Origin of the sequence: Levilactobacillus sp., from assembly GCF_022646225.1 — a bacterium.
GTDB lineage: Bacteria > Bacillota > Bacilli > Lactobacillales > Lactobacillaceae > Levilactobacillus > Levilactobacillus suantsaiihabitans.
The window spans coordinates 531,986-546,476 of the sequence record NZ_JALCJA010000001.1 but is presented as its reverse complement, the minus strand read 5'-3'; the positions used below and the strand labels follow the sequence as shown (position 1 = coordinate 546,476).

The following is a 14,491-nucleotide window of genomic DNA, read 5'->3' as shown; positions in this document are numbered from 1 at the left end:
CAGAATAGGGAACTTAAAAAAGCCTGCTGACGATTGACGTTGGCAGGCTTTTTATCTGCATTTCTGAAGGTTGCACCTAAAATTAACGCGCTGATTGCTGTAACGACGGTGTTCCGACACCTAAAATTGGTGAAACTAGGCGGCCAGCTAGCGGTAGGTACGAAAAAAGCACCGACCCAAACGGCCGGTGCTTTCACGCAAAACTGCGTTGATTACTTGGATGAAGATGAGCTCTTAGAACTTGAGCTGGTGGACAGGTAGTCGGAAAGGATGTTCTTCAAGTCGTTATCCTTGATAGAAACGTTACCCTTCTTCAAGACCTTGGCAACCACATTGTGCAGAACGGTGCTATCGTTCATGTCGTTGTCGATGATTTGCTTCTTAAGTTCAGCCTTGTGTTCCTTGATCGTGCCCTTACCAGGGTTCTTCAACATCAAGATGACGTGGTAACCGTATTGCGTCTTAACAGGCGTTGCGGTGTATTCGTCAGTTGACAACTTGAAGGCTGCCTTCTTGAAGGTTGAGTCCAGGGAAGTGTCGGTGCTATCAAAGGCACTCAACTTACCACCCTTGTTCTTGGTAGCCGTATCAGTGGAGTACTTCTTAGCTAACTTCGTAAATTCGCTAGTCAAATCGCTCTTCTTGGTCCCCTTGAGGTCCTTGATGATCGTTTGGGCAGTGGACTTCTTAGAAACTAAGATGTGGGCCACAGTGACCTTAGGTTCGTAGCTCTTGAATTGCTTCTTGAGTTGCGCGTCGGTAACCGTGACGTTGTCCTTAACGGCTTCCTTCAAGAGTAAGTTGGAACGGATTTCAGTCTTTAAGCTGGATTCCGTCATCCCACTTTGGGAAAGAACGCTCTTGAATGATGAACCGTATTGTGATTTGTAGGTATTGAATTGCTTGTTAACAGCGGACTTGCTGACCTTGCTGCCGTATTGCTTTTCCAAAACCTTGTTCAAAATCATTTGTTGCAAGACTTGCTTACCAGAAGAAGTACCCTTTAAACTGCTGTAGTACGCACTTTCGGTAATCTTACCACCATTAGTAGTGGCAACGGTTTGGCTGCCACAACCGGCAAGTGTTACGGTCAGTAACAAGCCAGCGAAGGCGATAAACCATTTCTTCATATTCCTCAACACATCCATTCATCAAAATTGGTGCAAGCACCATACTTGCCTATCATAACATAAATAGTGGCAAACCCAAAAAGGTCAGCAAAGCTTTACAAAAAGTTCAAAATTAATCGGCATTTTGTCGGTCGAGAACTTCTTGAATGGCTGACAAACGGGGAGCCGCTTTGAACGCAAATTTATCGACCTCCGTTTGAATGTCGTCCAACACGGGTTGGGCGGCAGTGACGGCAGCGGACAGTTTGGCGGCGTTTTGCGTCAGGTTGTCCTTGGCATCTTGCACGTCTTTGAGTTGCTGGGCGGTGTGGGTGAGCTGTTGCTTAACGTGGGTGCCCCAGGTGATAGGATCTTGGTTGGTCAGTGTTAGGTAAGCCACCAAACCAACGCCCACCCCCAGAGTGGTGCCCGCGAGAAAACGACCAAGTCCCATAATTATGCCTCCAATTGTGCCTTGATTTTGGCTTGAATTGCTGAGTAGGCTTCTGGCGTGTAGTTGCCGGAATTGTCCTTGAAGAGCATCTTAAAGTCATCGTGGTCTGTGTAGCGGGGAACCAGATGGATGTGGGAGTGGAAAACGGATTGATAGGCCACTTGCCCATTGTTGTTTAAGATGTTCATGCCCTTGATAGCGGGGTCAGAATCCTTCACGGCCCGGGCAATCTTGGGAATCCGTGAAAAGACCGCGGCGGCCAAATCAGCGTCATAAGCAAAGATGTCCTTGACGTGGGTCTTCGGAATCACCAACGTGTGGCCAGGTGTCCCTTGCGAGATATCTAAAAAGGCCTTGACGATGTTGTCTTCGTAAACCGTGTAGCTGGGAATTTCGCCAGTCAAAATTTTGCAGAAAACACAATCGTCAGCGTAATGTGGTTCGAGGGTCATTTGATCCATGAAAACTCCTTCTTTCGGTTCAATTTCATTCATTATACACCACCACGGCGGCCAGTTCATCCGTCACTGTGAATTGGTGATGAGCATTGACTGTTAGCGTGTGGGAATCAGGACCTATATCAACGAGAGACCCGACGATACTAAGGCGGTCGCATGATTTTAGCATTGACGTTAAGCATACTAATGCGTACGTGGTTGTTGAGAAATAAGTGTGGGAGCGAGTTACTAGCGACGAGTGGCAGGCATGGATACGGCAATATGAGTTAGGATGGCTAATATTCGTGAAAGGAATGGGGATACAATGCTGGCAGAGAATCGCCATCGTAGCCGAGAGTTCGTCAAATTTGGGTTCAGCCGGGAGACCGGGTCTCAGGCTCGCGGCGGTTCCTTCCCCAGCGTTCCAGCCTAGACTTTCGCGCAACGGCAAGGCGGCCAGCCCGAGCAATTTCAACCAGGTAAAGGCACCGCCTGAACCAGCAACCACAAGATAACAGCGAACCCACCGTCACCTATGGTATAATGGAGCGGTTAATTTAAAGGAAATGAAGGGATGTTTAATGGCTTTAGAAGTCAGCCATGTAGTGGGTGGTTACTCACAAATTCCCGTCTTAAAAGATATTAGTTTTGATGTAAAAGACGGCGAATTAGTCGGTCTGATCGGGTTGAACGGGGCCGGGAAGTCCACGACCATCAACCACGTGATTGGATTACTCACACCACATAAAGGTAAAATCAGTATCAACGGGATTACGATCGACCAGGACAGTCAGGCCTACAAGCAACAGATTGCCTACATTCCAGAAACCCCGGTACTTTACCAGGAGTTAACGCTGCGCGAACACTTGGAAATGACCATGATGGCCTATGATCTGGATCAAAAGGTCGCTTGGGACAAGGCCCACGATCTGCTAAAGACGTTCCGCTTAGCCAACAAATTGGATTGGTTCCCCGCCAACTTCTCCAAGGGGATGAAGCAAAAGGTTATGATCGTCTGTGCCTTTTTGACCAACGCCAAGCTGTTTATCATTGACGAACCGTTCTTGGGATTGGACCCACTGGCCGTCAATGACCTGTTGAACCTGATCGAACAACGGAAAAAGACGGGGGCTAGCATTTTAATGTCGACCCACGTCTTGGATACGGCCCAACGGTACTGTGATCGGTTCGTACTCTTGCATGACGGTCAAGTCAAGACCGAAGGGACCCTCAGCGAGTTGCAAGCCGCTCTTCCGGAAGCGGGGGAATCGTTGAACGATATCTACCTATCAATGACGAAGGTCGACCGCGCATGACGGGGCTATTTAAAACCCGACTGCAACGCCATCTCCGGGAAATGGCCAAGTATTTGCGGTTGGTCTTCAATGACTTTTTCGTCTTTGCCTTACTGTTCTTCTTGGGGGGTCTGGGTTGGGGCTACTCCAATGTCTTGAAAACGTTGAAAGCCGGCCTCTGGTGGGCACCGTTAGTGGTGTTATTGGTGCTGGTCATCGTCGCGCAGATTGGCCGATTTGCCACGTTGATCGAAGATGCCGACCGGGTCTTCTTGTTGCCACGGGAACGGGCGATGCACGCCTATCTAGTGGCGGCGCGGCGTTACAGCCAATTCTTGGCGCAGTGTACGCAACTGATTGCGTTGTTCATCTTGGCACCGTTTTTAAGTGTCGCTTTGGGCTGGACGTTGCCACAGGTGTTAGTCTTAGCGCTCGCGCAGGTCGTCTTAAAGGACAGTCTGTTGCGCCTCGATTTGGCCAGTGTCTATCAGGTCACCGGCCAACGGCGGATGAACCAATGGCCGTTCAAATGGCTGTTGGCCATCGTCGTGGTCGCCAGTGGCGTGTGGCTGAGTCCATACGTGGGGCTGCTCCTAGCGCTGGTTGCTGATGGCGCCGTGGCCGTTTGGGAACGGCAACACTGGCAGAGCCAACAGATTCGCTGGCGAGAACAGATCAAGATCGAGGATAACCGGATGCTGGGCATCTATCGCTTCTTTAACATGTTTACGGAAGTGCCGATGGTGTCTGGAACCATCAAACGCCGGCGGTATCTAGATTGGCTGTTCAAGGGCATCAAGCCTACCCACAGTCAAACCTACTTGTACCTGTTCAGTCGCGGCATGGTGCGGGGGAGCGACTTCAGTGGGTTGGTGGTCCGCTTGACGGTGATTGGCATGTTGCTCCTGTACTTTGTGCGGGGTGAGTGGCTGCCAGTCATCCTCGCGGCTCTGTTCATCTACCTGATTGGTTTTCAGCTCCTGCCGTTCTTCCAGCAATACGATGACGTGGTCTTCACGCACGTCTATCCCGTCTTGCCAGCGCTGCGACTCAAGAACTTCGTCAAGCTGGTCACGCTGATCTTAAGCACCACGGCGCTACTCCTGTGGGTGGTCGTGGTGATCGCCAATCCGCACCTGATGACGGCGGGGATCACGCTTGCAGTCGAGGTCGTTGAAGTTTGGTACTTGGCGCGAATCTATACGCCGCACCGGTTAGCACGCGCGGACCAAAAATAAGGCTTGACGTGGCCGCCATTTCCCCATAGAATTAATAATAGCTGACAAATCGAGGAGGGGTGGCACGCATGGCACTAGATCTTAGTGACGGTTGGAGCTTGTATCCGCTGGGCGGTAATACCGGCACGGCCTATATGGGCACCAAGGCGTCACAAAAAGTGTTCTTAAAACAAAACGCGTCACCGTTTCTAGCAGCGCTCTCGATGGAGGGCATCACGCCGCGGCTGGTCTGGACCAAGCGCTTGGCGACTGGCGACGTGATGACGGCGCAGGAATGGTTGAACGGCCGCACGCTTCAGCGCAGTGAAATGCGCGAACAGCGGGTCGCCCGGCTAATCCACCGGGTCCATCATTCCCACTTGCTGCATGATATGTTATTAAAAGTCGGCGGACGATTTACCACGCCCGCCCAGTTGTTGACTCGCTTACAGCCAGCCTTAGCCGCTGACTTGCGACAACATCCGCTGATTCAATCGGCGTTTGCGACGCTGCAAAGTGAGCAACCACAACTGCCCAAGACGCACTATGAAGTTTGTCATGGTGATTTAAACCATAAGAATTGGTTGTTGTCCGACCGCCAACGGCTGTACCTAGTCGATTGGGATGCCGCGACCTTTGCGGATCCCGCCTTTGACCTCGGTGCTTTACTCTGTGAGTACGTGCCGTTAGAGGAATGGCAACGTTGGCTACAGGATTATGGTGAAACGACGACGGCCGATTTGACCGCTCGGGTGAACTGGTATGCCCGCGTCCACTGTCTGAGTGTGATTGCGGAGAGTTTTCACCAACAACGCTTCCAAATTATGAATCAACACTTAATTTTACTAGAAAAACTGACACGTGAGTCAGTCACTGATTAGAACAACGTCGGCGGGAGCGGGGGTGAACCTTGCGCCCGCCGTTGTGATTATAGGAGGAATCTTACCATGCGTGTGCGTAATAAACCGTGGGCCAAGGACTATGTGGCCGAACATCCCGATAAACTGGTGGAACAACCCGAACCCTTGAAGGGCAACTGGCAAAGCCGCTTTTCGAAAGAGCAACCCCTGTTTGTCGAAATCGGTACCGGGAAGGGCCAATTCATCGTGGAGATGGCCCGGCAACATCCCGACCGCAACTTTATCGGCATTGAGATCCAATTTTCCGTGATTGCGGCCGCCTTGAAGAAGGTCGTGGCCAGTGAGTTGACCAATATTCAGTTGGTTCACACCGATGGCGAGGCCGTTAACACGTTCTTTGCTCCAGGCGAAGTTGCCGGCCTGTACCTGAACTTTTCTGATCCGTGGCCCAAGAAGCGTCATACCAAACGCCGCTTGACCTCACCCGTGTTCTTGGCCCACTACGCCGACGTCTTACAGCCGGCCGGGTCGCTGCAGTTCAAGACCGATAACCGTGGTTTGTTCGAATACTCTTTAGGCAGTCTGAATAACTTCGGCATGGTCTTTGACGGCGTCTGGTTGGACCTGCACGCCGCAACTGATGGGGTAGAGGACATCCAGACGGAATACGAGCAAAAGTTCTCCGCTAAGGGCCCCATTTACCAGGTCATCGCCCATTTTCCGACGGAGAAGTAAAGGTTGAATCTAAAATTAACGTGTTGATTGCCGTAACAGCGGTGTTCTGACACCTAAAATTAGTGAAACCAGGCACCTGCGTCAGGCTAGGGTGGTCCCGTTCTGGGGAACACCCCCTGGTCTACGAAGATTAAGTGAACCTGTTTTTAGAGCTTGAGTGAAAATCTCAGGCTCTATTTTTTTCGAGAGCGGAACCGGCTGTCTTCTGGCGCACGTTTCAGCTAGGTAAAAGTGACGCGAACCAGCCTGGGAGGCTTTCCCAGGCTCATTTTTTTCACCAATTTAAAATAATCCGGCCCGCTTTACGGAGTTGATCTGTAAAGGGGGACTGACGATGTTGATTGCTAAGCTTGATGCGGCACTAGTGGATGCCAAGAATGCCCAACGGGGTGGGAGTTACGTGTGCCCGGCCTGTGGGCAGCGCGTGGTGTTACATAAGGGAACACGGGTCCAGCCGTACTTTGCCCACCGCCCCGCGGCACCCTGTACGTTTCCGGGCGAAGGAGAGACGGCCCAACACGTGCAGGGGAAACGCCAGTTGGCCGCGTTTTTTGCGGACTGGGGGACCGTGACGTTGGAGCGGATCTTGCCGACGATTCAGCAACGCGCCGACTGCTGGATCGCCCATCAGCCACAGGCCATTGCGTTGGAGTTTCAATGCAGCCCCATTAGTCGCGATGACGTGGCTCAACGGACGCAGGGTTACCGTGAGGTGGGGGCGTATCCGTTTTGGCTTTTGGGCAAACGCTATGCCCAACAACAATTGGGCTGGGGCTTGATCGATCGCTTTGCCGGCTGGTTGAAGGGGTGGGGCTTGTGTCTGCTCTTCTGGGACGTTGACCGCCAACGGTTGCGCGTCGACCACCACATTTGCCAGGCGGTGACCGGCGACTATCAGTGCCAACAGACCTGGGTCACGTCGCTAGCGATGTTGGTGCGCGGACCGCAACGGCGACAATGGTGGCCGGACCCCAACCTGGCGCGTTTTCGTTGGGAACTAGACCGGGACCTGCGCCGCTCGTCGACCGTATTGCAGCCCCTGCAAACGGCGGTGTATTTGACGGGACACCATCTGGCTGGGTTTCCCGAGAGCCTGGTGACGACCCAAGTGACGCCACCACTGTTTGGTCGGGGCGTCCTGTTGTGGCGGATCGTGGTGGCCGCCTGGCTCTTTGAACACGTTCGCTTTTCACTGGCTACGGCCCGGCGACTGGGGGAGGAGGCCTTTCGATTGGTCGGCGGAACGACCACGGCCATACGGTTTCAGGGGCCCCAGTTGGTGGACCGTGCCTTGGCCGACTTGCTGGCTGATCTGGTTGCCGGCCACTTTCTTCAGCGGATTCCCAACGGCTGGCGGGTGCTCGCCCAACCGCAATGGGCCGCGGATTACACTGCATGGTTAGAAAATGATGAGAAAAAGCTGGGCTGATGGTCCAACAGTCAGGGGAAAAGTGGTAAAATGTTGCTATGCAATGTTAAAGGAGGATGAGAAATTTGAAACAAATTCCAAAACGTGCGGCGGTACCGACGGCTTTGACCTGGGACCTCACCACGATCTACCCTGACGACGCGGCCTTTCAAACGGCGCTGACGACCGTGAAGACGCAAGCCGACCAGGTGGCCCAATTGAAAGGTCATCTGGCCAAGAATGGTGCGGACCTGTACCAGGTCACCACGGCTTATTTGGACTTGAACCGGCAGCTGGAACGGCTGTACGTGTACGCCTCCCTGAAAAACGATCAGGATACCGGTAACGCGGACGCCCAGGCCTTGATGGGTCAAGCCGAAAGCCTGGTGGCGACGGTCAGTGCGGCGGTCTCTTGGTTTGAACCCGAGGTCTTGGCATTGGACGCCGACGCCTTACAACAACTGATTGACGCCGAACCTAAACTCGCGGCCTATCAACATCTCTTTGATGTCTTGGGTAAGCGCCGGGCCCACACCTTATCGGCGACAGAAGAAAAGCTGTTAGCTGGCGCCAGTGACATTTTTGCGGCGTCTTCTAAGACCTACAGCGTGTTGAGTGATGCCGATTTGAAGTTCCCGGTCGTCCAAGACGAGCAGGGCAATGACGTTCGGTTGTCGGAAGGTCTCTATGGCGTCTTGCTGGAGTCGACCACCCCAGCCGTCCGTGAACAGGCCTTTAAGGCCCTCTACAGCGTTTATCAGCAGTTCCGGCATACCTTTGCCTCAACGCTGGCTAGTGAGGTCAAAACGCACAATTTCAACGCCCAGATTCGTCATTATGACAGCGCCCGGGATGCGGCCATGAGTGCTAACAACGTGCCGGCGGTGGTGTATGATACATTGGTCCGGACCGTCAATGACCATTTGGACTCGCTGCACCAATACGTCAACCTGCGTAAGGAAATCCTCGGTCTGCCCGAATTGCACATGTACGACCTGTACACGCCGATCACCGGGGAACCGAGCCTGCGCTACACCTATGAAGACGCGCAACAAGAGGCACTCAAGGCCTTAAACGTCTTGGGCCCCGATTACGTGGCCAACGTCCAGAAGATGTTTGATGGCCGCGCCATTGACGTGGTCGAAAATCAGGGCAAGCGGACCGGCGCCTATTCTGGCGGGATGTATGACACCAAGCCGTACATCTTACTCAACTGGCAAGATAGTCTGGAAAGCCTGTTCACGCTGGTTCACGAAATGGGCCACAGCATGCACAGTCACTACACCCGGACCAACCAACCGTACCAGTACGGCGATTACTCGATCTTCGTGGCGGAAATTGCCTCGACGACCAACGAAAACTTACTGACGGACTACCTGTTGAAGACGCAAACCGATCCTAAGGTACGCGCCTATGTCTTGAACCATTATTTGGATGGCTTTAAGGGCACGGTCTACCGGCAAACGCAATTCGCTGAGTTCGAAGATTACATTCATCAACAAGCCGCCGGTGGGCAAACGTTGACCGCGGACTTCATGAGCAAGTTCTACGGCGACTTGAACCACCGCTACTACGGCGACGGGGTTATCTCGGATCCGCAGATTGCGGATGAATGGACCCGGATTCCGCATTTCTATTACAACTACTACGTCTATCAATACGCCACGGGCTTTGCGGCGGCCACCACGTTGTCACAACGCATCTTGAGTGGCGATCCGGCCAAGCGCGATGCTTACCTGACTTACCTGAAGTCCGGCAGCTCGGCCTTGCCACTGGACGTCATGAAACGTGCCGGGGTCGACATGACCCAACCGGATTACCTCCAAACGGCCTTTAAGACGTTTGACGACCGGTTAGCCGAATTCAGCCAGTTGGCGCGTGACTTGAAAAAGTAGCCGTCACCCTTACTAACGAACTGACTGGTGGATTGGTGACCGGCTGAGTCCTGAATTTAAAAAATTTTTACGAAAAAAAGATTGGTCACCGATGTTTACCATTGGTGATCAATCTTTTTGCTTGTTGTCGGTTTCGTAAGGAGTGAAGATAGTGTTGCTGCAAAAGCGGTGTTCTGACACCTAAAATTGGTGACCTGCGTCAGTCAAGGGTGAGGCCTGATCTGGGGAACGACTCCAGTCTGAGGGCGTTTTTCCACCTCGCTGGGGTCATCCCCGACTGAACTCGACAAGGTGACAGTTATCAGTAACATTGTGTTGGTCGGCGACCAGTTCCCGTTATGATGCGGTCAACGACTAATCCTAACGTCGTGAGTTTCTTTGTTTTCAACCTTCAGTCAGGTTAGTAAGACTGCCAGTCACGTTGCCACAGTAGGCCCATGGTCTTTTCGCCGGTATGGACACTGATGGCGGGGCCGAGTTGACTTTGAACCACGCGGACTTCGGGGAATTGTTCTGTCAAAGCCGCCGTCCAGTCATCGGCCAGTTCAGCGTTGTTGGCGTTGATGACCGTGACCAGCAGGGGATAGTCTACCTTCGCCAACGTGGCTTGTAACTTGGTCGTCATGTAGTGGAAGGCCTTCTTCATGGTCCGTTCCTTACCGATGGCGATAATCTTGCCTTCGTCATTGAAGGTCAGCAGTGGCTTGATGTTCAGTAGGCTGCCAATGATGGCCGAACGGTTGCTCAAACGGCCGGTCCGCGCCAGATGACTGAGGTTGTCCACGGCAAAGTAGACTTCCATGGTATCACGCAGGTCCTCCAGTTGGGGGACGATGTCGGCTGCCGAATTGCCATTGGCCACGAGTTGGCCGGCTAACAGGCACAGGTTGGCTTCACCGGCACTGGCGACCAAAGAGTCGACCGGGTAGATCTTGGCCTTGGTGTAGGTGCGACAAAACATCTTGAGGTTGCTCATGAACGAGGTGATACCACTGGAGAGATGAATCGAAATGATTTCGTCGTAGCCTTCACTGGCCAGGCGGTCGTAGGCTTCTTCGACTTGGCCCAGTGAGACTTGGGCGGTCGTCGGTAATTCCTGGTCGGTCTTTAGGTAATCGTAAAATGTTTTGAGGCTTAACTTAGACTCAGCATACTGCTGGTCGCCCAGAATCACGGTGATGGGCAGAACCACGATGTGAAATTGCTTGATCTGTTCAGGGCTGAGATATGAGGCGGTGTCCGTAACAATAGCTGTTCGCATAAATTTTCCCTTCAGTCAACAAAAATAGTTGGGTTCATCATACCATATCGTTGTAAATTCTGGTAGTGAAAACCTTGACGTTTCAGGGGATGGTGGCCAAAAACTTTGGGGGACCAAAAGGTAGTCAATAAAAAAGCGTTGTAAAATCGCTGGGATTTTACAACGCAGGACGTCATGGGTCATGAGGTGACTGAATTAACGTAAAACGATTCATCAGGGCTTATAATACGTGAAGATTAGACTGATTGTTTGCCAACATTAATGAAGTCGCCTGTTCATTAGTTTGATAATTAGGTTCAGCCATTAACATTTCTTTCGTGGCAACGCCTTGACTCTCGCAGACGTCACACAGGGATTCATAGGTCACATCGTTTAAGAGGAGACCGCAGTCGGAAACGTCGCAGTTGAAGATGACGGCCGATGAGGATTGTTCGATCTTCATCTCGGCAGCCAATTTCTGGTCCGTTTGAAAGGCTTGTTTCGCCAAATCGGATTGGCAGTCTTCCGTGAACATGTCGAGGTCTAACTGGCACTTCTTGGCCATTTCTAACGTGAGTTGCTCTGAAAAAGTCTGGTGTTGACTGACAACGGCGTCCTGCATGTTGAGCAAGAACTTCCGGCCCTTCCGTTTACCCTGGAACAAAGCGGCCTTGTACGCCAAGATGGCCTGGTAGGTCACGTTGAAGCGGGCGTTGCGCTCCGCCAGCGTCGGGTGGGGCGCCAGTGACTGGGCCACCGTTTGCTGGTTCAACAGCGGAACAAATTGAAATGACACCTTGCTATTCAGATGATCGGCCAACCGGATGATGTTGCGCTCAGAACGCATACAGCGCGCTCCCAGCGGGTTGACGAACAAATAGACTTCTAACACATTGCTTCCTCCTATATCTGTCTTAGTTGGCAATCAGCAAGGGTCGCCGAACAAAAAGTAACAATACCACTACATTACCAAATTTTCAAAAAATAGCAATTGGAACGTTTGTTTGAGGTGAAGACCGTTCATTTAAAACGCAACCCTATCATGCAACATTTTTCGACTGAGGTAAAGCTAAACGCCTCGTCAAAGTTCATTGGCGGCAGAATACCGCTTATAGTGAAGAAATTAACAATCAGCTGAGGTAATTACTCTCAGTTCGCTCAGAAATATGGTAAAATCGAAAGATGAGCACTGTAATCAAGGTTGGGGGATAGTCATTATGGTAACGAACTGGGATCAATTTTTATTGCCCTATCAACAGGCCGTTAGCGAGCTCAAGGTGAAGCTCCGCGGCATCAGAAAGCAATTTGAAAATCAAAATGAACGTCCACCCATTGAATTCGTCACGGGGCGGGTCAAGCCGGTGCCAAGCATCAAGGAAAAGATGACGCGGCGCCACGTTGCTGAGAACCGCCTGGAACAAGACATGCAAGACATTGCGGGTCTGCGGATCATGTGTCAGTTTGTCGAGGACATTTATCAAGTCGTGGACCTGCTGCGGCAGCGGACCGACCTGACGATTCTGGAAGAACGCGATTACATTCACAACGAGAAGCCGAGTGGTTATCGGTCCTACCACATTGTGATCGAGTATCCGGTTCAGCTGGTTTCCGGCGAAAAGAAAATTTTGGCGGAGATTCAGGTACGGACCCTGGCCATGAATTTCTGGGCCACGATTGAGCATTCATTAAATTACAAATATCAAGGCGCCTTTCCCGAAGCCCTGAGTGATCGACTGCAACGGGCTGCGGAGGCGGCTTTTAAACTGGACACGGAAATGTCCGAGATTCGCGAAGAAATTCAAGAGGCCCAGCAGTATTCACCGAAAAGCGATGGTGATGCGCACGCGACACCTCATCAAAATAAGGAAGAATAACATGAAGGTTGCCATTTTTAGTAATAACGGGCCGGCGTCGCAAAAGGTGGCGACGGCGCTACATCAAGGCTTGCTGGCTGCCGGCGTGGTGCTGGACAGTTTGAACCCAGACGTGGTCGTGACGGTGGGCGGCGACGGGACACTGCTCTCGGCGTTCCATCACTATAATGACCGGCTCGACAAGGTGCGCTTCGTCGGGATACACACAGGCCACCTGGGCTTTTACACCGATTGGCGGGACTTTGAGGTCGCAGAATTGGTCGCCAGTCTGGCCCAAGACAACGGTCAAAGCGTTAGCTACCCGTTGTTGTCGATTCAGGTCGACTATGCTGACGGGACCCATCCAGATCAGGCGTTAGCGCTGAATGAATCGACGATCAAGAAGGTTTCCGGGACTATGGTGGCTGACGTTTACATCAAGGGCGAACTCTTCGAAAGCTTTCGGGGGGATGGCTTGTGCATCTCGACGCCGACCGGTTCCACGGCTTACAACAAGTCCGTGGGCGGGGCCGTCTTGAACCCACGTTTTAATGCCATTCAAATGGCTGAGATCGCGTCGATCAACAATCTGGTCTTCCGGACGTTGGGGTCGCCGCTGATTATCCCGGCTGACGAATGGATTCGTATTGAACCCACTGATCCCACGGATAACGTCTTGATGTGTGATCAGTTGGGCATCGAGGGTCGGCCCATCAAGGCCATCACGTATCGGATTGCTCGGCAGCGCATCGCGTTTGCGGAATATCGCCACACCCATTTCTGGCAGCGCGTGGAGGCGTCCTTCATTGGCCGCGACCAGTCATGATCCAGTTTGAGTGGCGCGTGACGGGGACCAGTCCGGTACACGTCCGGACCGTGTTGATGGCCCATGGCGTGACCCGCACGTTTTTAAAACAAGTCAAGTTTCACGGCGGCGTCATCACGCTGGATGGCCAAGAGGTGCGGGTGATTGCGATGGCCCAACCGGGGCAAACGGTGGGGCTCCAGTTGCCACCAGAGCCGGCCAACCCCCACGTGGCGACGTCGTTTAAGCCATTAGAGATTTTGTATGAGGACCCGCATTTCCTAGTCGTCAATAAGCCGGCGGAGATGGCCAGTGTGCCGTCCCACCTGTATCCAGATGACACGTTGGCCAACCGGGTCAAAGGTCATCTGACGAAGATTCAAGCGGCCAGCACGGTGACGCACATCGTGACGCGCCTGGACCGTGAGACCAGTGGGGCCGTACTGTTTGCCAAACATCACTTTGCCCATTCGGTACTGGATAAGCAGTTGAAAGACGGTGTGTTGGACAAGCGCTACATCGCGGTGGCCACCGGCCGGGTGCCGGTCGATCATCAACTGATCGATGCGCCGATCGGCCGGGCGCCGGATTCGTTTATCAAGCGGATGGTCAGACCGGATGGCCGTGCCGCGCAGACTGAGTTTTGGGTCCGCGGTCGGTCAAATTCAGCAACGTTGCTGGCGGTTAAGCTCCATACCGGACGGACCCACCAGATTCGGGTGCACTGCCAGTCCATCGACCATCCCTTGGTCGGCGATTGGTTGTACGGCCAACAAACGAACCCGTGGATTCACCGCCAGGCGTTGCACTGCGCGCGGTTGCGGTTCTACCAGCCATTTAGCGGCCAGTGGATTACCTGCTACGCACCATTGCCAGCCGACATGGCTCGGGTCATCACCCAGGAGATAATTAACTAAATAATCGTATTTGGCGTCTGACTAACTGACAGGTTGGTTGGGCGCTTTTTTTGATGGGCTGATAGCCGCCTAGCCGGTTTATACAAGACGTGAAGGTGGGGATGGGCGAGTTTCAAGGATAAGAGGATTTATGAAAACGGTTGATACCGGGCCTGGAGGCCGCTAGCAAGGTACTGCGAATAATCAACATCTAATTGTAAAAGTGGTTTTAAAACCAAACTAACCGACTGTTACACATTGTAAGTTATGTGAGTAAACAAGAAGGG

14 protein-coding genes are annotated in these 14,491 nt (G+C 52.6%); 9 read left to right on the top strand and 5 right to left on the bottom strand.

All coding sequences use genetic code 11. From position 1 onward, the window contains the following. Nucleotides 1–212 precede the first annotated feature (212 nt). The 3 genes from LKH74_RS02505 to LKH74_RS02495 form a co-directional block, all read right to left on the bottom strand. On the bottom strand, nt 213–1,130 hold the full coding sequence (locus tag LKH74_RS02505) for a peptidylprolyl isomerase PrsA (RefSeq protein WP_135368505.1): 918 nt from the start codon (nt 1,128–1,130) through the stop codon (nt 213–215). 112 nt (nt 1,131–1,242) lie between these two features. Further along, a complete protein-coding gene (locus tag LKH74_RS02500) occupies nt 1,243–1,563 on the bottom strand; it encodes a hypothetical protein (protein ID WP_135368504.1) in 321 nt (106 codons plus the stop codon). A 2-nt stretch (nt 1,564–1,565) separates the two neighbouring features. Further along, nucleotides 1,566–2,024, bottom strand: coding sequence for an HIT family protein (locus LKH74_RS02495; protein WP_287707746.1), 459 nt, complete (start codon nt 2,022–2,024; stop codon nt 1,566–1,568). 557 nt (nt 2,025–2,581) lie between these two features. Here LKH74_RS02495 and LKH74_RS02490 point away from each other — a divergent pair. The 6 genes from LKH74_RS02490 (at nt 2,582) to pepF (ending at nt 9,410) form a co-directional block, all read left to right on the top strand. After that, complete coding sequence (locus LKH74_RS02490) at nt 2,582–3,316, top strand: ABC transporter ATP-binding protein (RefSeq protein ID WP_135368502.1); 735 nt, start codon at nt 2,582–2,584, stop codon at nt 3,314–3,316. Next, nucleotides 3,313–4,533 (top strand): ABC transporter permease, encoded by a 1,221-nt coding sequence (locus tag LKH74_RS02485; protein ID WP_287707747.1) that lies wholly within the window; start codon nt 3,313–3,315, stop codon nt 4,531–4,533. Before LKH74_RS02490 ends, LKH74_RS02485 begins: the two co-directional genes overlap by 4 nt. 68 nt (nt 4,534–4,601) lie before the next feature. Next, nucleotides 4,602–5,393, top strand: a complete 792-nt coding sequence (locus tag LKH74_RS02480) for a phosphotransferase family protein (RefSeq protein ID WP_135368500.1) — start codon at nt 4,602–4,604, stop codon at nt 5,391–5,393. A 66-nt stretch (nt 5,394–5,459) separates the two neighbouring features. After that, entirely contained in the window at nt 5,460–6,107 is a 648-nt protein-coding gene (gene trmB / locus LKH74_RS02475) for a tRNA (guanosine(46)-N7)-methyltransferase TrmB (protein ID WP_287707748.1), read from the top strand. Nucleotides 6,108–6,441: 334 nt separating this feature from the next. Further along, the gene (locus LKH74_RS02470; protein ID WP_287707749.1) at nt 6,442–7,536 is read left to right on the top strand and encodes a competence protein CoiA; all 1,095 of its coding nucleotides are present in this window, start codon (nt 6,442–6,444) and stop codon (nt 7,534–7,536) included. A 56-nt stretch (nt 7,537–7,592) separates the two neighbouring features. Continuing rightward, nucleotides 7,593–9,410: an oligoendopeptidase F gene (gene pepF / locus LKH74_RS02465; protein ID WP_287707750.1), complete on the top strand. Its 1,818-nt coding sequence runs from the start codon at nt 7,593–7,595 to the stop codon at nt 9,408–9,410. Nucleotides 9,411–9,810: 400 nt separating this feature from the next. Here pepF and LKH74_RS02460 read toward each other — a convergent pair whose 3' ends face one another. Continuing rightward, the gene (locus LKH74_RS02460; protein WP_135368496.1) at nt 9,811–10,671 is read right to left on the bottom strand and encodes a DegV family protein; all 861 of its coding nucleotides are present in this window, start codon (nt 10,669–10,671) and stop codon (nt 9,811–9,813) included. A gap of 220 nt (nt 10,672–10,891) precedes the next feature. Then, nucleotides 10,892–11,542 carry a DsbA family protein gene (locus LKH74_RS02455; protein WP_135368495.1) on the bottom strand — a complete coding sequence of 217 codons (651 nt, stop codon included), beginning with the start codon at nt 11,540–11,542 and terminating at the stop codon, nt 10,892–10,894. A 325-nt stretch (nt 11,543–11,867) separates the two neighbouring features. On the opposite strand from LKH74_RS02455, the gene LKH74_RS02450 reads away from it, so the two are divergent. The 3 genes from LKH74_RS02450 to LKH74_RS02440 are packed head-to-tail and all read left to right on the top strand — an operon-like array spanning nt 11,868 to nt 14,225. Further along, nucleotides 11,868–12,524, top strand: coding sequence for a GTP pyrophosphokinase (locus LKH74_RS02450; protein ID WP_287707752.1), 657 nt, complete (start codon nt 11,868–11,870; stop codon nt 12,522–12,524). A 1-nt stretch (nt 12,525) separates the two neighbouring features. After that, nucleotides 12,526–13,329: an NAD kinase gene (locus LKH74_RS02445; protein ID WP_287707753.1), complete on the top strand. Its 804-nt coding sequence runs from the start codon at nt 12,526–12,528 to the stop codon at nt 13,327–13,329. Next, entirely contained in the window at nt 13,326–14,225 is a 900-nt protein-coding gene (locus tag LKH74_RS02440; protein WP_287707754.1) for an RluA family pseudouridine synthase, read from the top strand. The genes LKH74_RS02445 and LKH74_RS02440 overlap by 4 nt, the downstream gene beginning before the upstream one ends. Nucleotides 14,226–14,491 lie beyond the last annotated feature (266 nt).